Origin of the sequence: Singulisphaera acidiphila DSM 18658 (assembly GCF_000242455.2) — a bacterium.
Lineage (GTDB): Bacteria > Planctomycetota > Planctomycetia > Isosphaerales > Isosphaeraceae > Singulisphaera > Singulisphaera acidiphila.
This window is the reverse complement of the sequence record NC_019892.1, coordinates 2014968-2040209: the sequence shown is the minus strand read 5'-3', so window position 1 is coordinate 2040209 and position 25242 is coordinate 2014968. Positions and strand designations below refer to the sequence as shown.

The following is a 25242-nucleotide window of genomic DNA, read 5'->3' as shown; positions in this document are numbered from 1 at the left end:
CTTGCACAACCAAAAGGGGAGGGGAGACGACCGACCGATGCCGCCCATTGCCTGCCCGTCCAGATCCCGTCTTTCTGAGTTCAATCTCGGTCGACTCCCGGAGGAGGATCTGGAGGCAATCGCCGAGCACCTGGAACGTTGCGGCCGCTGCGAGGCGGCCTTGAAGGAACTCGATGGCGAGCCCGACGCCGTCGTTGCTTCCTTGCGGGGGTTGTCCGCGCTGAATGGTATGCCTTACCAGCCTTCATCGCCGATGACGCTCCCGACCCGCCTTGGGTCCTACGAGGTTCTCTCGGAGTTGGGCCGAGGCGCGATGGGGATTGTCTACCAGGCTCGGCATTCGGAACTCCGGCGAGTGGTTGCTCTCAAGATGCTTCTCGGGGGCGAATTCGCCCGCGAGGAGAATCGGACCCGTTTCCGCGCTGAGGCCGAGGCGGTCGCTCGGCTCCAGCATCCTAATATTATACAGATCTTCGAACTTGGAGAGTGGCGAGCGAACGATCTGGGGCCTCCTTGCCCTTATCTCACGCTGGAATTCGTCGACGGTGGAAACCTCGGCAGTCGACTCGCCGGCAATCCTCAATCGCCCGCCCTCGCCGCGCAATGGCTCTTGACCCTGGCCCACGCGGTCCATTACGCCCACGGCCAGGGAATCGTGCATCGAGACCTCAAGCCGTCGAATGTGCTTTTGACCGCCGACGGCCGGCTCAAGCTCTGTGACTTCGGGGTGGCCAAGCTGGTGACCGGCTCCGGTCTCGACACACTGGGCGGACAGTTGGTAGGGACGCCCGAATACATGGCCCCGGAGCAGGCGGACGGCCAAGGACGACTCGCCGGCCCGGTTTCGGACGTCTACGGACTGGGCGGAATTCTCTACACGATGCTGACCGGGCGGCCAGCCTTCCAGTCGCCCTCGGTCTTGGGAACCCTCGAGCAAGTCCTCTCACGCGAGCCGATCGCACCGCGAAGGCTGCAACCCGCCGTACCCCGCGACCTGGAAACGATTTGCCTGAAGTGCCTCCAGAAAGAGCCGCGTCGGCGCTATGCGAGCGCCGCTCAATTGGCCGAAGACCTCGAGCGTTACCTGGATGGCCGTGCGATCATGGCCCGGCCGACAGGATGGGTCGACCGTTGTTGGAAGTGGTCGCGACGACGACCGGCCGTCGCTCTCCTCTCCGCCGCAACGGTGGCCGTCACCATTCTCAGTTTCATCTTGATCGCCTGGCAATGGAGACGCGCCGAGTACGAAGCGACTGCGCAGGCCGCTGCCAAGGTGGAAGCCGAACAGCTCGGCCGTAAGGCCATTGAGGGCCAGACGGAACTGGCGCTCAACCATGGCCTGGACCTCTGCAGCCGAGGCGAGGTCGGCCACGGCCTCTTATGGATGGCCCGGAGCCTGGAACTGGCCGAGGGGGCCGCGATTCACGGACTCGACCGGGCGACTCGCATCAACCTGGCCGACTGGGCCGGTCAGTTCAGTCAGCCTCGCTGGACGGTCCAGAACTCGGGTCCGATCCTGGATCTGGCCTTCAGTCGTGACGGCCGCACCCTCGTCTCGGTTGGAAAGGACCGCAACATTCGGACCTGGGACACGGACTCCGGCCGAGAATCGGGAGCCCCGCTGAAGCCCGCCGAGATTCGAGAGGATCAGTGGGTGAGCCGCGTCGCTCTCAACCCTCGCGATGGCCGGATGGTGGTGACGGTCGAGGAGGGGAACGCGTCCTTCTGGGACCTGGAGCGTCGGACACGCACGGGACCATCCTTGTCCCACCCCTCGGAGCACGTGATCTGGGGGCTCGCATTCAGCCCGGATGGCCGGAAACTGGTCACCTGCTGCGACGATGGCGCTGCGAGATGGTGGGACGTAACTACGGGCAATCGAATCGGGGAACCGCTCTGGCATGGCGACGAGGCAGGGTATTACACCCTGGCGCTGAGCCCGGACGGCCGGACCTTGGTGACCGGGGGTAAGGACCTCCGCGCCGTCCGTTGGGATGTCGAGACGGGCCGGCAGATCGGCACACCCTTGATGCATAAATCCCCGGTCCACATGATCGCTTTTCTCCGCGACGGCCGGCGGGTCGTCACCGGGACGAGAGACGGCGGCCTCCGGATCTGGGATACCGCCACGGACCAGGTGACCGACCTCCCGCCCCAAGGGAGCAGCGTGACCGGGCTGGCGAGTTCGCCGGACGGCCGCCTGATGGTGACGGGCACCGCCGGGGGATACCTCCGGATCTGGGACACCACGACGCTCCGTCCCACCGGTCCGACTTACAAGCTCTCCAGCGCCGTGACCGGGCTGACCTTCCACCCGGATGGCCACTCCCTGGCAATCGGTCAAGATGACGGAACCATTCGACTCTGGGCCGTCCCTCGGCTCCGATCCCTCGGCTCTCCGATCAAGGCAGGGAGCGCCGTGCATGGCCTGGCATTCAGCCCCGACGGCCAGTCGCTCTTGACCAGCAGTTCCCGAGGATCGCAGCGATGGGACCTGAACGGCAATCCCCTGGGGCCCTTGATGGATAGCCGACGTTACGAGCCTGACGGCAAGGTCCTCAGTGAGGATGGAGGTCGGACCTACGACATCGTCGATTTCATCGAAGCCACAGCCGTCAGCCCCGATCGCCGGACCTTTGCCGTGGCCAGGTGGGCGGGCAACGAACGCCACGTTCGAGGTTGTGCCGAGGTCTGGGACCTGGCTACGGGCACGCGACTCCACAAGACGGTCGAACAACCACTCCCGTTGGCCGGAGTGGTCTATCATCCCAACTCGACCCAGCTCCTCACCTGGGACGCCCAACCTCGGAGCGCTCTCCTCTGGGATGTGCCCGGCTTGCGATCCGGCCGCCCGATCATCCGGTCCCTCAACTCGCCAATCCGTCAGGCGGTCTTCAGCCCTGATGGGAAAACCCTACTCCTGGCCTGCCGGGATGGAACCGCACGGCTCTGGGATATCGCCCGAGACCAAGAGATCATCCCCGAGCGCCGCCCCGACCATGGTTACCCGATGACGGCTGTTGCCTTCGACCCCCTCGGCCCGCGAATCGTGACCGGCTGCCAAGCCGGCACCCTGGGCATCTGGAACCTGACGAAGGGGCTACTGATTCGCGATATCCGGGGCAATGCCGACGAAGTGACCAGCCTCACCTTCAGTCCCGACGGCAGGTCGCTCCTGACGGCGAGCTACGATGGAACCGCCCGGTTCTGGGACGTCGAATCCGGCCAGCAACTTGGTCCCCCGCTCCGACACACCGATGCCGTCCTCTGCGCAATCTTCCACCCCGACGGCCGGAGCGTGGTGACCGGCACCAAGGACGGCATCGTACAGCGTTGGCAGGCTCCACTTCCCCCCTTGGAGGGAAGCGTCGACCAGGTCCGCCTCGCCGTGGAGATACAGACCGGCATGTCGATGGATCAGCAAGGCGCCATTCACACTTTTCCTACAACAAAGCAGTGATATCACAGGCAAGGGGTAGTGATGACCTCACCACCCCGTAGCCCGTCCGCGATGCGGGTCTACCGCGCGGGAAAATCGTAAGGCAGCTTGGCTTCCGACCACGCCTTGTAATTCCGAACGAGAGGACCCTCCGGATTCTTCATGAGGAACTCCTCGCACTCTCGATCAAAGTCGATCACGAAGTTACCCGCTTCAAGTTCGTCTGCGAAGTCCTCCAAGAACTGCGCCCAGCTTTTCGCCAGCACGTATTTCTTTTCCTCGTTCCGGCCGAAGTTGACCACCTGTCCAACGACCCCGTTGGGTCCGGGGTCGAAGTCAATGCCGACGTAATCGGAGTCCACCCATGTGGCCAGGGGAATCCAGCCGCGATGAAAATAGCGGCATTGGATCGCACCGACAGGAGACGACGAGCAGTATTTCTCGATATCCTCGTAGGACCCCGGCTCCCCGCCCTCAATGAGCTCTGTCCAATCCGTCCACGTGGGAAGGACAGCGCGAGGGGAAAGCGCCTTCTTTGAGGTAATAAGAGGGTTCAAGGCCACCCCAAAGAAAAGGCTCAATAAATCTGGGATCTGGTCCTCGACCTCCTCGGTGTCGAAGTCGTCCGGGAGGCACCCCTGGCCGTCATGGATCATCCACGACTCCCGAACATCATCGGGTAATTGCTGCCCGATCGCCTTCTCAAACTTCTCCAGGTCCTTCTTCGAGACCCCGGGACGGAGGGTCGCCTTCACCGCCGGGAGATGCTCATCGAGCCACAATTCGATGCGATTCCACGACTCGGCGACCGAGGCCGGAGGCGTTAGACAATCACGTCTCTTATTTATCAAAAATCACCACCTTTCAATAAATTTTTAGCAGCATAAAATGGATCGCCTTGATCGGCCATCTGCTGAATGCAGAGAGGGCAATCCCCAGCAGAGAAATCATATCGAAAATCATAAATGCATTATTCAATGTCAAAATTTTAGATTTTCTTAGCAATCGCCAGCAGATAGTCGCTCTCGGGCGGCCACCTTTCTCTCCATTGAAACGTACAAGGTCGAGCAAAGAAGATTCCTTCGTTATAATCAACACCGCGTCCCGGGAAAACACCGTAGCGCGGTCTCCGACCACAACCCGCGCGGAGGGTTGCCCCGCCATCATCGCGGAAGTCGATTCTATCCAGAAGAAAGAGATTCTCCTCACATGGTCGACAAAGTCTTCAGAATCGAATATTTCATTACGAGCGTCGCACTCACTTTTGCGATTTGGGTCCATGGTGCTGAGGACAAGGCACCGGTAGCCTTTGAACCCACGGCGGACCAAACCGCAGCGATCGACCAGATCTCCGCCGACTCGCTTCAAGGGCATCTCTCCTTCCTGGCATCGGACTTACTTGAGGGGCGCGATACCCCCTCTCGAGGGCTTGACCTTGCCGCCGAATACATCGCCGCCCAGTTCCGACGCGCGGGGCTCGAACCCGTCGGCGACGATGGATATTTTCAGACGGCGAACTGGCAACTCGCTGAGCCGAATGCCCCAAGTTTCGCATTTGAACTGCGGAGTGGAGAGGACCGAATCCCGCTCGGCAAAGATCAGGTCAGCCTGTCGGGGTTGAAGGCGATGGACCTCACGAGCAAACCCTCGTTCAAGGTCGATTTCCGAAACACGGAAGCCCTCACGACCGATCAGATTGAAGGGAAAGTCGTCATGACCGAATGTCCGGATCCCGAACGAGTCGGGACCGATCGACGGCCGACGACCTTGTTCGCATTCAATCAGTTCCTCACGCGCATGCGGGACTTGAAACCCGCCCTCGTGGTCAATATCAGCCGCGACTCGAAGGACGCCTCCGGGCTCGACGGTCAGCGATTGATTGATCCTGAGAACGCGAATGGGCTTCGCGCGGCACTCGCCGCCAATCGACTGGACATTCCCATAATCAAAGTCCACGATTCGAAATTTGCTGAAATTTTTGATTCACTCCCAATCGGGGCCTCCCCTCTGGATTTCTCCGTTCACCTGGATGAGCCTACGCTCAGGCCGGTCAAAATCCGCAACGTCGCCGGCCTGTTACGCGGCTCGGATCCGACTTTAAAAAACACTTACGTCCTGCTGACAGCCCACTACGACCACATCGGAATCCGACCTTCGGCTGCCGAGGATCGGATCTACAACGGCGCAAACGATGATGGTAGTGGGACTGTCACCGTCATCGAGGTCGCTTCGGCCCTCGCCAAACTCAAGCAACGGCCAAGCCGGAGCCTGGTTTTCCTGACATTCTTTGGTGAAGAGAAGGGGTTGCTCGGGTCGCGATACTACGCTCGCCACCCCCTCGTTCCGATCGCGAAGACAGTGGCCGACGTCAACTTGGAACAGGTCGGACGCACGGACAGCAGCGAAGGACCCCAAGTGGCCGCCGCCTCGATGACCGGGATCGATTTCTCCACCGTTGGAAACGTGTTCCAGGCCGCCGGCAAAGCCGAGGGAATCCGGGTCTACAAACATCCGAGGAACAGCGATGCCTACTTCGCCAGGAGTGATAATCAAGCCCTGGCCGATCTAGGCGTCCCTGCCCACACGCTCACGGTCTCTTTTGATTATGCCGACTATCATGGACTCAGCGATCACTGGGACAAGATCGACTACGCGAACATGGCCAAGGTCAACCGGATGACCGCCCGAGCGTTGCTGATGATTGCCGAGGACCCCGCCGAGCCAAAGTGGGACGAAACAAATCCCAAGACAGCCACCTATCGGAATGCGCGAAGAAAAGGCGAGTCTCAATAAAACCCCACGTGGCAACGAACCCGAGTGACGAACACCGGGTTCGGGCTTGAGCCGAGCGAGTGATTCCCAAATCCTCAAGCCAGTTCGCAGTGTCTTCCCCAGCGCCCGCCCTACCTCTCCTTGCCGAAGGCCGTTCCCGAGCCCCCTCGGGGGCGGCGACCTGGAGTCCGTCTTCGGGAGGGACCGAACCTGAATGCGACAAGGCACCCAATGCAACCCTGGGGTTCATTTCGGCCGATGGCCGTCTAACGGCGAAGGCAAATTCCAGGCTAACGGATGGTCCAGGCGAGGCAAAGGCATCTCGTACCCAACATTAACTCAAGACACACCACGCTTTGGCCATGTCGGCAACAACGAGCCACGAAGCAAAAAATGCACAACCCCCATATTGCTTCCACGCACTCAAATAACACAAAAACTTGTTTCACAAAAACATCTCCAGCTCCAAAGTAAAGCGGGGCATAGCATGATGACACGGGCATCGCTATCATTTGAGCCCCTCACCTTGGCGTGTGACGGGATCCACACACTTGCCGGAGCCATTGCATGCAACGCCTAATCATTCTATTATTAGCATGGCCCACTTTGACCTTCGCCGCAACCCCCGTAGCAAAGATTAGGGGCGAGAAGTCCGTAACCGTATTAAAGGGGACGACCTTTGCCATCGACGCGGGAGATAGCCGGAGTGATGAAGACCTACAATGGGAAGTGTCCCCAAGCATCCCGATGGAAGTCGTAACACCCGTAGGCGGCCTGAACCGGTCGATTCTGATCGTCAAGGGCGACCTTCCGGCGCTCAAATACAAGTTCACCGTGACGGCCAAAGGAAAGCCGGACAACGTAGCGCCCCCCGGTACTAACCCGCCTTTGCTCCGGCGATTCAGTGCCTTGCTCTTGGGGCAAAATCCCGACGAGGGGAGCCTCTACCAGTTAAAAACGTCGAAGGATTCCATTGAGGTGACCATCGCCGTGAACCCGGGAGCAACCCCGGTCATGGAGCTTGCTTCTCCAGGCGCTAACCCGCTCGCAATGATCCGAGGCCCGGAGAACGTGGCGCCGGGAAGTGACCTCGTCCTCGACGCGGGAGAAAGTCGCTTCGATCACGAGCAGGATCTCATCTGGGTGGTGAAGCCCACCATTAAGTTTGAGCTTATGACGCCCGGGGGAGGACCAAAGGGATCAATGCTCCTCGTCAGGAAAATCCCTGCGGGCACCTACGAGTTCACCCTGATGGCTCAAGGAAAATCCACGAATGCCGGAAAATTGAGCGCGGACGCGGCACATCACGTCGTTTCTGTAGCAACGCCCCCGCGCCTGCCCATCACCATCACGTCACCTCGAGAGGCTCCGGATATCACGGGCCGGCTTATTGTTTCGGTTATCGTGGAACCGGGACGTCGGTATCTGCAGAATAAGGTCAATCTCTGGGGGAACAATGTCCGCCGTTCCGAGGAACTTTTCAATTTCACTTACTACACTTACGACGCAATGTCTCCAGAATTGACGAGGTTGAATTTCCGTCAATATATCGACGGCAATCGATACGCGGAAGGAAAGTGGTTGCCGAAACTCGAAAGGGCGATGCTCATCATCCAGGACGCATCCGGCAAGGTCATCTTAACGGAACGAGCTCCCGAAAATGAGGCGGGCGTGATCGCAAAGATCGTGGAGATCCGCTTGCGCTGAGTGGGTTCAATTGAAAACCATGCTCGTCTCCCGGGAGGTTCATACGGCTACAAGCCGAACTCATCCCGGGCGGCGAATCGCGCCTCGTTCCCTGACAAGATGCGATGGTCAGCTTACTTATGAAGCCAGTGATGCTTCGGCTGAACCGGCACGTAGAGTTGCGCCGGGACGACGGGTTGCACAAGCATCGTGGGTTGCTGAGGTGCGTAGACAGGAGCATAGGACGGGAGATAAGAGACCGGCTGCAAAGCCGACTGCACCGCGACGGATTGCATCGCGTTACCGCTGTTCGGATTAAGAATCGAATTCACCACGATTTCGATATCCTGATTGTCGGCATCTCCCAGTTCCGACTCATCGACACCGATTGAATCGGCATATTTCGTTCGGGCCGATTCTCGGAGTGCCTTCCGACGCTCGCGCATCGTTCCGTCTGAAGCCCCTTCCTTGGCCTCCCTGCGAAGATCCGCAAGGATGTCTTCCCGATCCACGACGCTGATCTTCGCACCCGCCACTGGGGCATTGCCCACGGTGGTCGTACCGGCGGCGATAGCAGATGCCGTGTAGTAGTTTGCCGGGGCCGAATACATCTGGGGCGCTGGGGCCGAGTACATCTGAACGGCCGGAGCCGAATACGCTTGCGCTGCCGGAGCCGAATACGCTTGCGCTGCCGGGGCTGAGTACGCTTGCGCTACCGGGGCCGAGTACATCTGGGGCGCTGGGGCCGAGTACATCTGAACAGCCGGGGCTGAATACATCTGGACGGCCGGGGCCGCATACACCTGGGCCACTGGTGCTGAGTAGACCTGAACCGCCGGGGCTTGCTGCAGATAGATAGGGACGAACTGGGCCGCCTGATTTTTATGGCTGCCGGCATAACCGTCAGCACACCAAAAACCGGACAGGGCAGCAAGACTCACCGCTGCCTTTAACCGTCTCGTGGAGGTATTGAACTTCATCGTGAAAACTCCCTTTCTGCGTCGCGAGTCCGTCCAAAGGTGAGGGGTCGTATCCTTGGCCCCGGCAGGTTGTGGCCGACAGACCAACGGTCCACGGCCAACCCAAGATCGACGAAATCCCTGAGATTATATCCCACGATTCAAAAGCGAGCCTCAAAGTCCAACCGCGGTTCTCATAGACTCATCGATGTCGCACATTCTTTAAGGATTATAAACAAAATCCGTTTGCCTCTCCGAACTCATTCGCGCAAAATCTGGAATCCACACAAGATAGACAGTCTAGTGATGACCCGAGTGAGTTATGTCCGCAATCAGGACGAGTGATCCACGAGGGATCACGATCAGGCATACCTGCTCTTCCCGTCGACACCGACACAAGTCGTAGGCCACAAATAATTCGAGCCTTTCCACACATAAATTTAGGAGACGATGATGTCAAACCTGCTATCGAGGATGATCTCCTTCGCATCCGTAGGAATGGTGATATCGAGTGGCCTCATCGGTGGGGGCAATGCTTGGGCTGGACCGGCCCGGTATGACCCGGAGACGCGGTCGATCCGATTCACCTATACGTACGCGGCGCTCGCGGAGGGCCGATATGGGGACGCGGCGATCGGCGCCCCACAGAAACCGACGAGTGAACAAGATGCGAAAGTGCGGACAGTCGTGCTCCGGGTCAGTGACGCACTGTCAAAGGCAACGGCCGGCCGTCTCAAGATCGCCTCGCTCGATTTGGTTCCTGACGTAAAGCGAGCCGACATCGTTCTCTCACTCACCGGCAAACCGGCAAGCGCGGGATGGGCGATGGCCGGCGCAATCGAAGGACGGCCGGGACAGATCGGGCTGTTTTATCAGGCCCTCGCCGAGGAGTTGCAACAGGACTACGTCTTGACCGCCGCGCACGAGGTTTGCCATTACCTCTTCGGCGTGGTCGATGAATACAACTTCCCCCACGGGTGCCCGTCCTCAAATCCGGGTGGACCGGGCTGCCTGATGGATAACTACCTGTCACAAGGCAACCGGCACGGCTGGTATGGTCGATTTTGCTCCTCCATCGACCACGCCCCCGACCCCGCACAACGCCAGTCGTGCCAGGAGATCGTCGATAAATTCTTCCGTGATCGTAACGTAACAACCAATGGTACGGCGGATGAGGGGGCATCGAACGCCTCAACCTCGGCGGCCACGATCGCCACGACGGCGGTGGACAACCGTAAGTCGAAGATCGATAACATCACCCGCGCCGCGATGGGTAAACTCCGCGAGGAATACCAGGCCAAGCTGAAAGGCAAAAAGGGCGGAACGTCCCTGACCTCGATTACTTCGCTGAGGGGCCAGGTCGAGAAGTTCCTCAAGTCGCAACTCTCACAGAATCAGGTCGAATTATCGAAGGACGAGCACAAAGAACTGATTGAAGGCGTTCTCAAAAACACGGCTTCAATGGTCAAGTTGGCGATCCCACCGCGATTCGACCCGCTGGTTGAACTGATCGGCACGTTCGCCAAGAATCGGGCAAAGGAACTCCGCGATGCGTCACCTAAGGACAACGAAAGCACGCGAAAGCGAAAGATCGTCCAGGGTCTATACGCCTTCCTCTCGGGCCTGTCAGGTACAGCCAACGCTCCAACGATTACCGAGAAGTGGACCTCCGAGGAAAGGCAGTATCTGGAACACATCGCGATGCAGGCTGCGACCATGTCTGAAGAGAAGCGGATCAATGAAGATTTGTATCAAGCGGCTCTGAAACATATCCAACTCGATCGGGAAACGGCCGGCACCGTCGTCGATATCGCTGGCGAATTGGGCGTCGTTGGAATCGAGAGCCGGCTAGCAGCGCTCGGAGAAGTCGACGCCGACCTCCGCCTATTCATTCCTGGCCGCACAGCCTCGACCGGATTCGGCCGCCGGCGCACGATCATTATCGACCCGGACCCACTCGACCCCAGCCAGGATTTCGTCTTCTGCCTCTCGGGTATTTACCGCTACACCGATCTCCGCGATCAATATGTCGACCTCTTCTCGAAACTCGTGGAGAGAGCCAAGATTGAGCTACTCACGACCGAAATCCAGAAGATCCGGCTGGAAGAGCGTCGTAAGATGCTGGCAAAGCCCACCTACAATCGCTCCCGCGATGCGCAATTACGCCGGCTTGCCGAGTTAGCTGACCGCAACAAGGTCCGCGCTCAGCGCGAGACCGAACTCAGAGCGACCATCAGCGAACTGGGGCAGCAAATCCGCCGCAACCGGCTCGAAAACATTGTGTTCCTGATCCCGCCCGGCGGCCTCCCTCGCGATATCGGCGTGCTCTTCGAAGGGCTCCGACGACAGTTGATCGTCCAAGGCGATGTTCGCCTTGACATCGTGATGGTCGGACCGGATTTCGTTCCCCCCGAACTCCGCGATATTGCTATCGGTAGTGGCGGCTCAATCTCGACCATCGCCGACGTTGACGAAGTCGGTGCCCTCGCGCAAAGGCTCAAGAATGACCAAGCGTCAGGCGCCTGGGTCATCCTCCCCCACCAGGACGAAATTCGCGGCCCCAGGGCGGACATCGAATCCACCAAGCACCGCAAATCCCAACGGTGGCTCATCAACGGCACCCAGAGCGGCAAGCTAGTGGGCGCACCGATCGAATTTCCCTACCTTGACCTCCAAAGCCGTCTCGCTCGAATGCACCAGTACTTCAACAACGAGCTTGCACCGTGCCCTTCTGAGGGCAGGCTAGAACAAACCAACAAGTTCGAATACGATCTCAATCAAGCCGGCATCCTCGCTCCCGAAGCAATCACGTTGCTCCGCACAGCCGTGAATCAGGCACTCGACGGAACGAAAATCAACATCGACCAGGAGGAATTGGGACAAGATCAATCAACCGACAAAGGTCTCGCGGATGAATGTGAGATCTTGTACAAAACGATTCAACGATATAACGACCGCAATCCGGGTATGGGATCGGGCGTTGAAATGAAATCAACGATTGTCGAACATGTGATTAGAGCCCGAGGCTATCTCGAAGATCTTAAGTCATCGCTCAACATCGCCCTTGCGGCCCACTCAGGATTCCTCGCGCCGGATTACGATGAGGATAGGATTCTCCAGGATGCGTATCAGCGGTTTGGTAGCGCGTATCAACGCTTCAGTGCCGATCCACGACGAATTGAGGATCTCAAGAAAGTGCTGAACCAAGATGAAGGTTCTCTTGGCATTTTTCTAAAAGAAGAACTCACAGAAACAGACCTTTTTGTTGTGCATAAGCAAAATGTAGAACAGGCCGTACCCGTGCATAAGCAAAATGAAGAAAATAATGCAATAAACAAATCCAAATTTCTGGAACAATTGGAGGCATTGACGCTATCCAGACCCGGCCTTCCACCAGCAAGTACAGATAACACAGACGCGACAAAATCCCGAAAGAAGAATAATTCGGCCAAAATGATGGAAGAACGCTTCCAAAGCATGCTAAAACGGTCTAAAAAATCCGAAGCCAGTGAAGTGAATCAGGACATCCACACTTTGATCAAAGTAGTAGTCCCTCAGGAAATTTCCCGGATCGACGATGATTTTCGGGTCAACTACCCGGAAAAAATTCGGATCGACTTGATTCTCGCGAATTTCGAGCATGAGGCTCAGAAACGACGAGTGGTCTCGATTCCCGAGCCACTCAAGTCCGCCCCCTCTCCCAATTGCGATGCTCAACCATCCGCCAGATCGACCACCACGAATAAGAAGAAGAGTGAGGCAGAAACGGATAGAGACAGTGCAATCGCCGACTACGTAAATACAGTAAGAAAGCCGGCCGCACCGACACTCGCCTACATTGCCCTGAAAAAGCAAATGGTTCGCCTTCGGGCCGTGGAAGAGTTTCTCGATCACATCGAGAGAGACCTGTTCGAGTCGAATGATAAGCCGCTCGCCGGTCGGATCGATCGCCGTGCCCTTGTTCTGGCCATGGAGCGGATGCAAGATGCCGAGCCCGGCGTCGTCGATAAGGCGACAGGGCGAATCAAGCACCATCCGCTGGCCCCAGTGGATACATTCACGATCGAGAACGGTGTGGAAAAGCGGAAACCCGGGACCTTCCGTCTTCCCCGGTTTTACGCCGAGAACATTCTGTTCGACCCCAAAAAGCAAATCCAGGCTGAGTTTGAGTTGATTGTCGGATTCTCGAAGCCGTTGCCGGGCGTCGACCTCTCGGCACTCCGGGAAAACAAGACCGAGGTCCTCCCCGACCTTAAGCTCTACAACGACAACGGCCAACTTGTGAATACGCCTACGCTGCGTCTCGACCGTGACCTCTCGTCACCGACATGCCTTGTGTACCACTTCAGCCCGGAGTTCAAGGAAGAAGGCTGGTACACGGGGGCGTTGATCCTGAAGGACCAGACGTACCGCTCGATCATGTCGGACGTGATCAACTTCACATTCTCGGTCGCCTCAACGCGGCCAAACTTCCGGCTAAATTCGGCACTTGTCCAATTGCCCAACGATCCTGAATTGATCCCGCCCCCGCCCAATCGCGGATTGTCGCGAGTCATGGATCGGCGTGCCAAGATCGAGGTGCAGGTTTACGGCGGGACCTCCGTGCTCGGCGCCGCAATCCGAGGCGTGCTCTACAAAATCAGTGATGGAACCGAGCAAATCAACCCGATCGGCCAGACCTTTTATGATGACGGCGTGACGGCCGGCGATCGCACAAAGGGCGACGGAGTCTATACGACAATTATCCCACTCGACCAGATCGAGAGGGGAATGGAATATCGTGTGCTAATCCAGGCCGAGTCGACTGAGAACAGCCGGAACATCCCGCCCGAGAACCCGAACGTGAATGATGATAAGCGTCGCGAAGCCGCGATCGCCCAAGGCATCAAGACCATCCGCCTCGATCCTGCGGATAAGATCCCGGACCCCGAGCCCGAACCCGCAGTCATCTTCCAGCGGGCCAGTTCGATTCAGATCCGCGTCGAACGCTGATCCAATCAAAACGATCGCCCTCGTGTCCCACCCGTTCGGAAAGGGGAGGCCACGAGGGCGACATGCTTCGAGGAATGATGAAACGTTCGAGGATCGATCGATGCATCAGTCCTTGTGGAACAGATTCAACAAGCCGTGACCGCCCGATCCCCCTTGGTGAGACGAATGGTCATCTTGGGGTGAGGGAGCCGGGTACTGGGGCGGTGGAGCATAACCGGGGCCGGGACCAGGGCAGGGGCCTCCGTGATACTTACAGTGGGCATGGTAAGTGTTGCAGGGGGCGAACGACGTGCTCTCCGGGGTGGGCACGGCCATCGCGGGACCAGCCGGGGCATAGGCATTCACCGCGGCATAGGCACCCGGAGCCTGACCATAACCGGCCGGGGCCAGGCCAAGCGCGTACGGGGCATTCGCCACCGGGGCCTGGGCGAGAGTGGGCATTGGGCTCATCTGAACGCGGGGGTTCTTTCGCCGTGCAAGATGCTCCCCGATCGTGCCGATCATGCTATTCAGCAATCCCGGGGCTTGCAGCACCATTGCGGTCGTTGGGGCCTGCGACACCTGCTGCGGGGCTTGGGCCACGAACTGCTGGGGCGCTTGCATCGGCTGAGGCTGCGGCGCCATCATCGGCTGGGGCTGCGGCGCCATCATGACAGGCTGAGGCTGTGGGGCCATCATGACAGGCTGAGGCTGCGGCGCCATCATGACAGGCTGAGGCTGCGGGGCCTGCATCGGTTGAGGCTGAGGCGCCTGCATCGGCTGTGTAAAGATGTTGGCAGCCGGTGGTGCGTTCATCGGAACTTGGACCGGGGCGAAGGCAGGAGGAGCCATCGCGACCGTCACCTGGGGAGGCGAAGGCGGAGCCAGGTAGATTTGCTGCGGAGCCTGCTGCACGATCATGGCCGGAGTCTGGGTCTGAATATAGTTGGGCGCCGGCGCCGGGACGAATTGCTGAGGGGGAGCATAGTACTGCTGTTGTTGAGGCGGCGTGTAATACTGCTGCTGTTGAGGCGGTGGGGGGTAGTATGGCTGCTGAGGTGGTGGTGACGCAGGAGGGACCTTGTTGGGCGGCGCAGAGGGAGGCGAATACCGCTGCTCCGACGGATATCCCTGCCCCGAGGCTTCCGGATAGCCCGTCTTTTTAATCATCGGATCGACCACGGTAGAATCGCCCGCCGAGGAGCCAGACGCGGGAAAGGCCCGACCCAACGGTTCAAGCCAGGCCAGAATCTGCCGAACGTCACTGAACCCGCCGCGCATTCCCAGCGACTTGAGCCCTTCACTGCCTCGGTGGTAGGCGATGAAGGTGGGAAAACTGGTGATCCCAAGCGACTTCACCTGGGACGGATACGATTCGGCAGGCATCTCGGCGAACTGGATTGTCCGCGCAAGCGTGGCAATCTCCGGCGTTTTCGACAAGGCATCGCGGGTCGCCGCCGAGACCGAAGTCGATCGCGAAGTCACCATCACGACCGAGGGAATTCCCTGATCAATGGTGGCTCGCAATGCCTGAGCCAGCGGCGTCCAGGCCGGTGCCGGCGCTGGCGAGGAACTGTCGGCTGTGGCGGGGGGGGCGTGGATGCCGATCGCGATCACCGCGAGCGTGGACCAGCCGAACTTATTCCTCGTCCGAGAGGCCATGGCCTTCCCTTTCTCTCGATCCATCGGTCTTCGATCCAAACGGGTTCACATGGCCCGGCGAGGCCATACTCGGCGGCCGTACTCACTTCAACTGCGGTTGGGCGACCGAGCGGAGTCCTTCGGCGATCAAATGGAATTGCTCGGCAAGCGCCGCCTTCTGAGCGTCATCGAGCGCCACCTCAGGCCCATCAGCCCTGAGGAGTTCCAGACCCTCAAGTCGCATGACTTCCAGAGTCCGCGCGGTCAAGGGCTGAAAGACCCGATCGACCCAACGTTGCCGCTTCACCGGATCCTCCGGGAGGATCTCCTCGAACCTTCGCGACATCTCGCTAAAGGCTTCCCCGTAGGTCTGATACACACCCATCCGATTGGCAGTATCCTCGAAGACCTTGGCCAGAGGTTCAGCCGCGTCGGCACCACCTCGGATCGCCGCAAGTCCTGCCCTGGCTAGTTCCTGCGTCGGAATTACGGGTCGGACCTTCGAGGAGGTGATTGGATCGGACTCTCCCCCCCCCTTCCCATCAACCACACCGGTCCCCACCCGGACCACGACCTCATCCGGGGCCGAGATCGTCGAGTGCGACGCCACGGCCAAGGCGAATCGGTACACACCGGGGACGGTCGGAACGAAAGAGTGGATGTAACCTTCTTCAAGCTTGAACCGAACGGCCGGTCCTCCCGTCTGGATCCAGCGGAAACCAACCCGCCCGCGCGGTTCGCTCCGGGAACCGTTGAGCGTCACCTGCCGCCCGACCAGGCCAATCTGATCGTCGCCAGCGTCCGCCCTCAACATCGATTCCTCCGAGGCGAGCGGCGTCCCCTCAATGGGGACACTCACTTCGACCGTATCGGAGCCCTCAGGGCCCGATACGACAAGGAGGAAACCGAGAGGGCCGGCCCCGTTCGGAACCGTGAATCGCGCGTCGACATCGGTCGATCCATCCAGTTGAACCGCTGGCCCACGCACTTGAATCCAGCGATGGCGAAGATCGGCCCCCTTCGATTTACTGCCTCGAAGCCAGACCTCATGCCCCGACGCCCCCCTTCCTTCAACTTTCGCGATCGCCTTAGGCACGCCCCCTTCCGCCTGCTGTGGTGCCCTCAAAGCTTTCGAGGCTTGTACGCCATGGGGAGCCAACCCATGCGTGCTTGACATCAGACCATTAGGGTCGGGCCTTTGGGGGCGGCCCATTACGGAATTCGCTCTCGAAGACGCAAACCAGGCGGCGGCGGTTAGGCCTAGGGCACATGCCGCCACCCGGCGTCGTGAGTTGGGCCACGTCACGTCATCCCTCCATGGCTATTACGTATCGAGAGCAGACAGACTTGATCGTCGTCGCCAAGTTCTCATCGGTGGAAGAACGACCCAACTTGACCGAAACCGTTAGAACCTTCCATGACGTCAGATCCGGATCACTCACCTGAATTTACTGAAGGCTATAGGAAATCCAACCTTTACGTTGCATCAAGACAATCGATACCAAAGCACGCAATTTTCCACAACTGGTCGATTGGTGATCCACCAGTCATCGAAATTGAAACTCCGGATTGGGCGACAAACGCTCCTGACGACCGCGACCATTCGGCGGATTCCCGATCCCATCGAATCACATCGCACCATAAAATCCACAATCGCGACATATTGCCATGTCTTATAAAAACCCGTCTGAGACTGTGCCCTCCCGCTCATCATCCGAGAAAGCCGGGTGGCCATCATTAATTAAGCCGCAAAAACAGCCTAACCAGGGCAACAGTCTTTGATATCACCCCCGTTGCCGTTACACATCCGTGCTGCAGGGGCAGGGTTCGGCCGATTTGAGCGAGAGCAACGTACTGATCAAGCCCACCAAGCCATAGCATACAAAAGACAAATTTATAGATTTCACCGTACCAGGACGAGCGAAAAGTAAGACAGATTTACCTTGAGCGCATCCGAAACATCGAGGAAGATGCGCTCGTTGGGATGGCCCACTCGCTCGACAAGGGCCGCGTGATCAAGACGACCGCGCCGGCGAAGCTCTTCGACCAACTGAGGGAGCACAGCGGCCGCTTTGAACCAGCAGACCGGGCCACCGCGATCGAGAATCTCGCCAATCTCGTCAGGGTGATAAGTCCCCGGACAGATCGTGAGAATTTCGTCTTTTTGAGCCAAAGGCCAGCCCAACCGCGCGGCGGCCGACGACGACGCGCTGACCCCTGGAACGATCTCGACCGGCACGTCCGGGGCAACCGACCGAAGTCGCTCGGCAACGTATGACCCCGAGCCGAAGAGCATCGGGTCGCCTTCGGTCAGGAAGGCCACGGTTCGACCTTGCCTGGCTTCGTGGGCGAGAAGCTGGGCCACCCGTTCATAACCGACCGTGCCGTCGTCAGGGCCGCGGCGCATCGCAAGCGAGGCGCCGCGGACGACCTGATTCGGACGGAGCAGGGGGGCGACGACGCCCAACGCGAACCCGGTGTCGTCCCGGGGTCCCGGGTGGAAGATCACCTCGGAGCGTTCGAGAACCTTCACGGCTCGAAGGGTGAGGAGATCGGTTTCCCCAGGGCCGACCCCGACCACATAGACCGTCGCCAGCTCAAAAGACACGCGGTGACCTCGACTCGTTGATCAAGTGCAACCGCTCGAGCAAGCGCTCATCCCACGGGTGGAAGGTCGTGTCGGCCGCTGGCACAAGGGTCGGCCGCCGCCGTCGGAGGCGATGGTCGTGGCCGTGGTCGAAGTCGTCGTCCAGCAGGTCCGCCGAGGCCCGAACATGGTGATGATGGCCTACCTGCGGCAGGCCGACGTCCGACTCGCGACCGATCAGCCGAACCCGATATTTGCAGAGGTCGCAGTTCATGTGCGGGGTGCCGTGGATCGCTTCGTGCGCCCGGTCCTCGAACGCCTGGAGCAAGAGCGGATGGAGGCGGAGGTGGGGGACCGTCACAATCTCGACGCTCGGGTCGAGCGCAGCATGACGAGCGGCCGTGTCGCGAATCCGCTTCAGGAGAATGCCGTCGAAGAGGAAGTAGGGTTGAACCACGATCCGGTCGAAGCCAAGTCGGCGGCAGACGGACAACGCCCGATCGACGTCGGGCGAGGTAACACCCGAGAAGGCAACGCTCGCCCAGCCAACCCCGTACGACTCCCAGAGGAACCGCGAAACGCGCGCGATGTTCGCATTGGCGTCCGGGTCGGACGTCCCCCGACCCACGACGAGGAGCAGAGTCCGTTCCGCAGGGACCGCGCTCAGAGGAGCGATCGTCTCGCGATAGCGGATGTGGCAGAGTTCCAGGAGCGCCGGGTGGATGTCGAGGGCGCGGGCCATCTGGAACGTCACATTCGGGTGCCGGACCCGCGACTCCTGCACCTCGCTCGGCACGTCGTTCTTGACGTGGCCGGCCGCCATCAGCATAGCGGGAACGATAACGATCCGGGTCGCGCCGCGGTCAATGAGTTCGTCGATCGCGGCACCGATCGTGGGCTGGGCAAACTCGAGGAACCCGGCCCCCTGGATCCGGTCGGGGCGGAGCTGACGCCAGGCGTCGGCAAAGTCCCAGAATTCCTCCACCCCCGCCTCATCGCGGCTGCCGTGCGCAGCGATCAGCAAGGCCTCTGACATGGGCGTTGATCCGTCCTCGGGTTGCAACCACGGGCGATTCGTCGCAACCTGCTGTGGTCGACTGAATTCCCAACGAAACTAGCACGCCCCAGCGCAGCGGGTCAAGGCGAGCCGAAGAGCCCGCTCCGGACTCCCCAGGCGAAAGCGACCGCCAAGGTCGCGGCAATCCGCATCACCCGGACCGAGCGACGGACGGTGGTCCGATCGATCGGTTCGTCCGGCTCACCCAGCAACGGCTTGAAGCCAGGAACGCCACCATAGGTGGCCGGTCCACCGAGCTGAATGCCCAGGGCCCCCGCCATGGCGGCTTCCCCCCACCCGGCATTCGGACTCGGGTGCTTGCGGCCGTCACGCCAGCCAATGCGGAGGGCATTCCCCGGCCGCTCGCCCGCAACCCAGGCCGCGAGACCAATCAGCAGCCAGGCCAATCGGGACGGGATCAGGGCCGCGACATCGTCGAACCGTGCCGACGCCCATCCGAGATCGCGATACTTGGCATTGCGATAGCCGACCATGCTATCAAGAGTGCTCACGGCCTTGAAGGCCCAGAGACCGACAGGGCCGCCAATCACAAACCAGAAGAGGGGGGCGACCACGGCGTCGGCATAGTTCTCGGCCACCGTCTCCACACAGGCCCGGCCGATCTCGGCCTCGTCGAGCGTGGCGGTATCGCGGCCGACGATCATCGACAGCTCGCGGCGGGCCGTCTTGAGATCAGGCGCCTCCGACGCTTGAAGGGTCTCGTCCCCAAGACTCCGCGCGGCCAAGCCCCAATAGATCAGGAGACTTCGGCCCAGCAGCGAGGGGACTGGGCCAAGCCAGTCACATGCAACAATAATCATCCATGCAGCCACACCCACGATACCGACCACATGGCCGGTGAGCCAGATCCCCGCCAGTCGCTCCGTGCGCTCTCCCCCGCCTGCTTGTTTGATCAAGCGTCGCGCGACGGCCTCAAGGCGAACGATCAGATGGCCGATGGCCCGAACGGGATGCGGCCAGCCCCTCGGATCACCGAGCAGGAGATCGAGCGTAGCGCCGAGTGGGAGCGACCAGACCGCGAGGGGGAGACCTGGCATCTCAGTCCGAGCTCCGAGCCGAAGGTCCACCGAGGACCGACCAGATCGGCGCGAGGTCGAGGTGGACTCGGAGGAATTCGGCCAGGTTCGTGTAGCGGGCGGCGAGAAAGTCGCGATGCGACTGCCACTCGGGCTCCGCGAGCGGAGCGAACTTGCGCCGGGCGCGGAGTCCATTCACAAACGAGGCCGTGAACGGCGCACTGTCGAACAGGCCGTGAACATAGGTGCCTGAGACTCGTCCTGCCTCATCGATCGCACCGTCGAGGATCGTGGTCTGGTTCTGACGTCGCGTCAGCGCGAGCCAAGGAATCGTCGCACCGTTACGTTCGGTTTCACCCATGTGGATTTCGTAACCGAGGATGGCAAGGTCCGAACCGTTGACCTGGCCCGACACGAGATGCCGGGTCTTGGTCGCCGCGAACCGGGTGACCGTGTCGAGCAGCCCGAGTCCTTCCACGCGCTCACGATCCGACTCGACGCCGAGCGGGTCCTCGATCCAACGGCCGAGCATCTGGAACCCGCCGCAGATCCCGAGGATCCGCGGTCCGTCCTCCTCGGCCCGAGAGGCGATGATCCGGTCGGCAAGTCCGACCCTCCTCAGCCAGTCGAGGTCGCGAACGGTCGTTTTCGTCCCCGGTAAAACGACAAGGTCGGGCCGGCCGAAATGGGCTCCTCGCTCCATGTAGCGAACCCGGACACCGGGGACGCGCGACAACGGCCAGAAATCGGTGAAATTGCTCAGGCCGGGCACCCGCGCAACCGCCACGTCGAGCTCGCCGGGGCCAAGCTCACCGCGATCGAGCGTGGCCGTCTCATCGATCCCGAGGGAGTCTTCCTGGTCGATTTGCAGGTCGGGCCGATAGGGAAGGACCCCGAGCACCGGCACCCCGGTTCGTTCCCGGACGAACTCGAGCCCGGAATCGAGCAGAGTCACATCACCTCGGAACTTGTTGATCACGAAACCGACGACGCGCGCTCGATCTCCGGGTTCGAGGAGCTCCCAGGTTCCGATGATCTGCGCGAAGACGCCCCCCCGTTCGATATCAGCCACGAGAATGACCGCGGCGTCGGCATAGCGAGCCATTTTGAGGTTCGTCAGGTCATGCTCGGTGAGGTTGATCTCGACGGGACTCCCTGCTCCCTCGAGAACGACCCGCTCATACTGGCCGGCGAGGCGGTCGTAGGCGGCGGTCACCCGGGGCCAGAGGGTCGCTTTCTCCGCGTAGTATTCGCGGGCCGACATAACGCCGATCGGGTGGCCGTTGACGATGACCTGGGAGACGCCCCCCATCGGCTTGAGCAAAATCGGGTTCATATCGACGTGAGGCTCGATGCCGCTCGCCTCGGCCTGCGCGACTTGGGCACGACCGATTTCCCCCCCTTCGGAGGTGACGAAGCTATTGAGCGCCATGTTCTGGGCTTTGAAGGGAGCAACGCGGTGCCCCTCTTCCGCAAGCAGCCGGCAAAAGGCCGCCGTGAGCAGGCTCTTGCCGACGTGGCTCGCGGTGCCGAGGACCATCAAGCTGGAAGCACGAGGCGTGGAATCGGGACGAGTCAACGGGGAGGCTCCGAACTCAAGACTTCGGCAAGTGCGGCGGTCAGCCGGTCGTTCTCGGGGGGTGTCCGCACAGCGATTCGAAGATGGCCTTGGGTGGCGACCAATTTGTCTGGTCCCGTGAGGAGTGCCCCAACTTCGAGGCCGCGATAGTCGGAACACTCACGGACCAAGAATCCCAGGCGAGCCAGGGCTTCGTGAACCTGGGTCGAGGTCCAAGCCGTCTCCGAGAGACTCACCAAGAGCCAATTCGGGGCAGGGGGGGCATCCACAGGACGTTCGCGGTCGGGCCAGGCGGGGCGAAGGCCGGGGATCTCCCAGAGCCGTTCGGTCAGGCGAGGCGTCTCTTCGGAAAGGAAGTGGACGACGCGCTGCCGGGAGTCAACGTCATCGAGCGCCGCGAGTGCGGCGGCCTCGGCCACTGGAGTGATGGTCCAGGGGTCCTGGTACTGTTTGAGCCGGACCACCATATCGGGTGAAGCGACGGCGTATCCGATCCGGAGCCCTGGAATGGCGGCGATCGAGCTGAACGAGCGGAGGACGAGCAGGTTTTCACGACTCGTCGCCGCCTGCACCAAGGTCCGCTCCGCCTCGTCGGGCAGGAAGAGGAGATACGACTCGTCGACCACGGTCAAGAGGCCAAGCGAGGCATCGACCAGCGGCAAGAGCACGGCCCGGTCCCAGGCCCGGCCGGTCGGATTGTCCGGGTGCCCCGTCCAGAAGACGCCGGCCGCCGGCCCTGGGAACACATCCTGGCGCCAGCTCAGGATGTGGTTCCCCCACGCCTCGATTCGCAACTCGTTCAGAACCGACACCCGGCGATACTCGCCGTAGGTCGGCTCGACCAGGTGGGAAACGGGCATGGCAGGGTCGCCATTCTCGTAGGCGTGGAGTGCCAGGACCTCGCGGAGCGACTGAGCGATCAGGCTGATCAACTCGCTCGTTCCCGCCCCCACAACCACGTGATCGATGGGAACGCCATGGAATTCCGCGATCCGTTCGGTCAGTCGAGGGCAACCGGGTTCCGGGAACTCACCGACCCGGTCAAGTCCGGCGCGCGCGGCGTTGATGACCGCCGGGGAGGGGCCGAACGGATTGAGACACGCGGAAAAATCAATTAATGGGCGATCACCCAGCCCATACCGGCGTCGCGCCTCTGCCGGGTTACCACCGTGGGGGATCGGTCTCATAAGTCAAAACAGCTTCGTGGAAACAAGTCTCGAATCTAAATATAAACCCGCGAGTCGCGATGCCTCGGTCCAAACGACGTTAGAGCTCTCAATGAGAGTGGCCGGAGTTCGCGGCCGGGATGCGTTCGGGCTTGGGAGCTGCGGCCGGCTTGGCGAACAGAGCCGTCATTGCGGCGTCGAGCTTGGGATACTTGAATGAATAGCCCAGCGCCAACGCTCGGGTCGGGAGCACTTTCTGCCCCTTGGTGATGACGTCGGCCACTTCGCCGTAAACCACTCTCAAGAGCGAGTCGGGAGGACCGAACGGTAAGCAAGGGCGCCACACTTTTTTGGCCAACACCTTGGAAAACTCGGCATTGCGAACCGGGTTCGGGGCCGTGCCGTTGATCGGACCCGTCGCTTGCGAGTGGTCGATCGCCAGCAGCAAGATGCCAACGATGTCATCAATGTGGATCCAGCTCATCCATTGCTGGCCTTGGGCCGGCTTGAAGAGACTGCCGCCATTGCCGATCGGCGCCGCCCCCAAGGGCAGCCACTTGAAGATCGGCGTCATCACGCCGAGGGCTCCGGCACCTCGCTCCAGGACGACCCCGGTCCGGATCAAGGCGAGTCGCACGTCCGAGGCTTCGACGTGGTGCGCAGCCTCCTCCCATTCCCGGCAGACGACCGCCATGAAGTCCGAACCTGACGGGCTCTCCTCGGTCAATTCCGTCTCGGCGGGCGTGCCGTAGTAGCCGATCGCCGAGGACTGGACCATGACCTTGGGCCGAGTCTTCGCCCGGGCGATGGCGGCAACGAGGTTGTCGGTGCCGTAGACTCTGCTATCGCGAATCTTCCGTTTGACCTGCGCGTTCCAGCGATCCTCGAAGATGTTGTGCCCGGCCAGGTTCACGACGGCGTCGCAGCCGTCGACCGCACTCTGCCAGGCGCCTGAGGTCGTGGGATCCCCCGAGACGATCTCACGGACGCGCATCGACGGGTCGCGGCGGACCTGGTCCACATGTCGGGACAGGATCACCGGCTGGTCGCCACGCTCGGCCAGCCGCCGAACCAGGTGCCGGCCGATCAGTCCGGTTCCCCCCGTGATGAACACACGCATCGTGACGCACCTCGAATTCGTGGAAGGATCACAACGGACGAGAGTGACGCAAAAGGCCAAGCCGCAGGAACATCTTGTAGCGATTTACCAGCGCTCGTCAAGCGGTCGGCGCGATCGGATTTGAAGTCTTCGTGAAATGCCTTCACTTGTTCTACATACCAGCCAATTTTGAGGTTACGCTCAGGAACGAGGTTGGCTGGAAGGTCATCCGGATGGTATTGTCGAGGTGAGTGATCCCCAAGAGGAAGTGGCAACGCGAACACTCCACTAAACGCCACTTCGGAAACCGGGAGTCCTGGAGACCGATGAATCCAACCGTGCGGAAGTTCTTCGACCTCCCTCGACTGAACGCCTCCAAGAGGCCCGCCCCTCTCATCCTGGTCAATGGACTGGCCGAACAATCGGAAAGCTGGTTCGCCAACCGGACCCACTGGTCGAGACATTTCGACGTCAAGGTCCCCGAACTGCTCGTCTACGACGGCGACTCGCTGCACCGAAGAATTGACGAAGGCGGCGAGATCACCGTTGACTATCTTACGGATCGACTCGCGAACTTTCTCGACGAATACGTCCAGCGCCCGCCGTACAACCTGGTCGGCTCCAGCCTTGGCGGTCAGATCATTCTCACCTACGCCACACGATACCCCGAAAAGGTCGATCGACTCGTCCTACTCTGTCCCTCCGGACTCCACGGCGACGAGAACTTGCCGATGATGGAAGGGGTCCGACGGAGTCAGTACGACACCCTCGTCCAGTCGGTCTTCCACCGCTCTCATTTCGCCAGCGAAGACCTCGTGACGGTGATCGAGCGTAAGTTCCAGGACCGGAAGTGGAAGAAGGGGGTCCTTCGAACGCTCCGGGGGACCGTCGGACATTCGGTGGCCCCACTCTTGAGCCGGGTGGCGCAACCGGCCCTCTTGATCTGGGGCGAGAACGATCAGGTCATCTCCGACGTCTCGGGCTCGATCCGCGCGGCCGACCAGATGCGTAACGTGCGTCAGGTCGTGATTCCGAGGTGCGGCCACGCCCCGCAAATCGAGAAGTCGAGGCTGGTCAACCAACTCGTCCTTCGGTTCCTCCGTGATAAGCTCGGGACGCTCCCGCCCACGCTCATCCCGGCCCGCTTCTGGCAGTACCAAGTGAAGCGACCGACGTCGACCATCTCACATCAGAACAGATGATTCGCTTCGCACGCCACCATTCTACAATATCGGGGTTGATCGCCCGT

General features: G+C 60.6%; 16 protein-coding genes. 5 read left to right on the top strand and 11 right to left on the bottom strand.

Features of this window, described 5'->3' with window-relative positions:
* Positions 1–37: 37 nt before the first annotated feature.
* Positions 38–3460, top strand: a complete 3423-nt coding sequence (locus SINAC_RS07925) for a protein kinase domain-containing protein (RefSeq protein WP_020465699.1) — start codon at positions 38–40, stop codon at positions 3458–3460.
* A 59-nt stretch (positions 3461–3519) separates the two neighbouring features.
* Here the strand turns inward: SINAC_RS07925 and SINAC_RS07920 are convergent, their stop codons facing one another.
* On the bottom strand, positions 3520–4221 hold the full coding sequence (locus tag SINAC_RS07920; protein WP_020465700.1) for an SMI1/KNR4 family protein: 702 nt from the start codon (positions 4219–4221) through the stop codon (positions 3520–3522).
* A gap of 82 nt (positions 4222–4303) precedes the next feature.
* The gene (locus SINAC_RS07915; RefSeq protein ID WP_020465701.1) at positions 4304–4606 is read right to left on the bottom strand and encodes a hypothetical protein; all 303 of its coding nucleotides are present in this window, start codon (positions 4604–4606) and stop codon (positions 4304–4306) included.
* A gap of 42 nt (positions 4607–4648) precedes the next feature.
* Here SINAC_RS07915 and SINAC_RS07910 point away from each other — a divergent pair, with 42 nt between their 5' ends.
* On the top strand, positions 4649–6232 hold the full coding sequence (locus tag SINAC_RS07910) for a M28 family peptidase (RefSeq protein WP_015245162.1): 1584 nt from the start codon (positions 4649–4651) through the stop codon (positions 6230–6232).
* A 546-nt stretch (positions 6233–6778) separates the two neighbouring features.
* On the top strand, positions 6779–7918 hold the full coding sequence (locus tag SINAC_RS07905; RefSeq protein ID WP_015245161.1) for a hypothetical protein: 1140 nt from the start codon (positions 6779–6781) through the stop codon (positions 7916–7918).
* A gap of 113 nt (positions 7919–8031) precedes the next feature.
* Here the strand turns inward: SINAC_RS07905 and SINAC_RS07900 are convergent, their stop codons facing one another.
* Positions 8032–8877, bottom strand: a complete 846-nt coding sequence (locus SINAC_RS07900; RefSeq protein WP_015245160.1) for a hypothetical protein — start codon at positions 8875–8877, stop codon at positions 8032–8034.
* A gap of 888 nt (positions 8878–9765) precedes the next feature.
* On the opposite strand from SINAC_RS07900, the gene SINAC_RS07895 reads away from it, so the two are divergent.
* Positions 9766–13848, top strand: a complete 4083-nt coding sequence (locus tag SINAC_RS07895) for a hypothetical protein (protein WP_157579419.1) — start codon at positions 9766–9768, stop codon at positions 13846–13848.
* A gap of 105 nt (positions 13849–13953) precedes the next feature.
* On the opposite strand, the gene SINAC_RS07890 is transcribed toward SINAC_RS07895, so the two are convergent.
* From SINAC_RS07890 to SINAC_RS07855, 8 genes are all read right to left on the bottom strand, one after another.
* A complete protein-coding gene (locus tag SINAC_RS07890) occupies positions 13954–15513 on the bottom strand; it encodes a hypothetical protein (RefSeq protein ID WP_015245158.1) in 1560 nt (519 codons plus the stop codon).
* 58 nt (positions 15514–15571) lie between these two features.
* Positions 15572–16282 carry a PKD domain-containing protein gene (locus SINAC_RS39700; protein WP_154673622.1) on the bottom strand — a complete coding sequence of 237 codons (711 nt, stop codon included), beginning with the start codon at positions 16280–16282 and terminating at the stop codon, positions 15572–15574.
* A gap of 1089 nt (positions 16283–17371) precedes the next feature.
* The gene (cobI, locus tag SINAC_RS07880; RefSeq protein WP_015245156.1) at positions 17372–18076 is read right to left on the bottom strand and encodes a precorrin-2 C(20)-methyltransferase; all 705 of its coding nucleotides are present in this window, start codon (positions 18074–18076) and stop codon (positions 17372–17374) included.
* The gene (locus tag SINAC_RS07875; RefSeq protein WP_015245155.1) at positions 18066–19091 is read right to left on the bottom strand and encodes a sirohydrochlorin chelatase; all 1026 of its coding nucleotides are present in this window, start codon (positions 19089–19091) and stop codon (positions 18066–18068) included. The genes cobI and SINAC_RS07875 overlap by 11 nt, the downstream gene beginning before the upstream one ends.
* 101 nt (positions 19092–19192) lie before the next feature.
* Positions 19193–20170 carry an adenosylcobinamide-phosphate synthase CbiB gene (gene cbiB, locus SINAC_RS07870; RefSeq protein ID WP_015245154.1) on the bottom strand — a complete coding sequence of 326 codons (978 nt, stop codon included), beginning with the start codon at positions 20168–20170 and terminating at the stop codon, positions 19193–19195.
* Position 20171: 1 nt separating this feature from the next.
* Positions 20172–21728: a cobyric acid synthase gene (locus SINAC_RS07865; RefSeq protein ID WP_237722446.1), complete on the bottom strand. Its 1557-nt coding sequence runs from the start codon at positions 21726–21728 to the stop codon at positions 20172–20174.
* Positions 21725–22915 carry a pyridoxal phosphate-dependent aminotransferase gene (locus SINAC_RS07860; protein ID WP_015245152.1) on the bottom strand — a complete coding sequence of 397 codons (1191 nt, stop codon included), beginning with the start codon at positions 22913–22915 and terminating at the stop codon, positions 21725–21727. The genes SINAC_RS07865 and SINAC_RS07860 overlap by 4 nt, the downstream gene beginning before the upstream one ends.
* 88 nt (positions 22916–23003) lie before the next feature.
* On the bottom strand, positions 23004–24014 hold the full coding sequence (locus tag SINAC_RS07855) for a TIGR01777 family oxidoreductase (RefSeq protein ID WP_015245151.1): 1011 nt from the start codon (positions 24012–24014) through the stop codon (positions 23004–23006).
* 305 nt (positions 24015–24319) lie between these two features.
* On the opposite strand from SINAC_RS07855, the gene SINAC_RS07850 reads away from it, so the two are divergent.
* Positions 24320–25195, top strand: coding sequence for an alpha/beta fold hydrolase (locus SINAC_RS07850; RefSeq protein WP_015245150.1), 876 nt, complete (start codon positions 24320–24322; stop codon positions 25193–25195).
* The last annotated feature ends 47 nt before the right edge of the window (positions 25196–25242 follow it).

Excerpts from the sequence above, each read along its gene's own strand:
- SINAC_RS07925 (WP_020465699.1), top strand. The coding sequence starts at position 38 with ATGCCGCCCATTGCCTGCCCGTCCAGATCCCGTCTTTCTGAGTTCAAT.
- cbiB (WP_015245154.1), bottom strand. The coding sequence starts at position 20,170 with ATGCCAGGTCTCCCCCTCGCGGTCTGGTCGCTCCCACTCGGCGCTACG.
- SINAC_RS07910 (WP_015245162.1), top strand. The coding sequence starts at position 4,649 with ATGGTCGACAAAGTCTTCAGAATCGAATATTTCATTACGAGCGTCGCA.
- SINAC_RS07860 (WP_015245152.1), bottom strand. The coding sequence starts at position 22,915 with ATGAGACCGATCCCCCACGGTGGTAACCCGGCAGAGGCGCGACGCCGG.
- SINAC_RS07875 (WP_015245155.1), bottom strand. The coding sequence starts at position 19,091 with ATGTCAGAGGCCTTGCTGATCGCTGCGCACGGCAGCCGCGATGAGGCG.
- SINAC_RS07855 (WP_015245151.1), bottom strand. The coding sequence starts at position 24,014 with ATGCGTGTGTTCATCACGGGGGGAACCGGACTGATCGGCCGGCACCTG.
- SINAC_RS07850 (WP_015245150.1), top strand. The coding sequence starts at position 24,320 with ATGAATCCAACCGTGCGGAAGTTCTTCGACCTCCCTCGACTGAACGCC.
- SINAC_RS07905 (WP_015245161.1), top strand. The coding sequence starts at position 6,779 with ATGCAACGCCTAATCATTCTATTATTAGCATGGCCCACTTTGACCTTC.
- SINAC_RS07890 (WP_015245158.1), bottom strand. The coding sequence starts at position 15,513 with ATGGATCGAGAGAAAGGGAAGGCCATGGCCTCTCGGACGAGGAATAAG.
- SINAC_RS39700 (WP_154673622.1), bottom strand. The coding sequence starts at position 16,282 with ATGTTGAGGGCGGACGCTGGCGACGATCAGATTGGCCTGGTCGGGCGG.
- SINAC_RS07900 (WP_015245160.1), bottom strand. The coding sequence starts at position 8,877 with ATGAAGTTCAATACCTCCACGAGACGGTTAAAGGCAGCGGTGAGTCTT.
- SINAC_RS07915 (WP_020465701.1), bottom strand. The coding sequence starts at position 4,606 with ATGATGGCGGGGCAACCCTCCGCGCGGGTTGTGGTCGGAGACCGCGCT.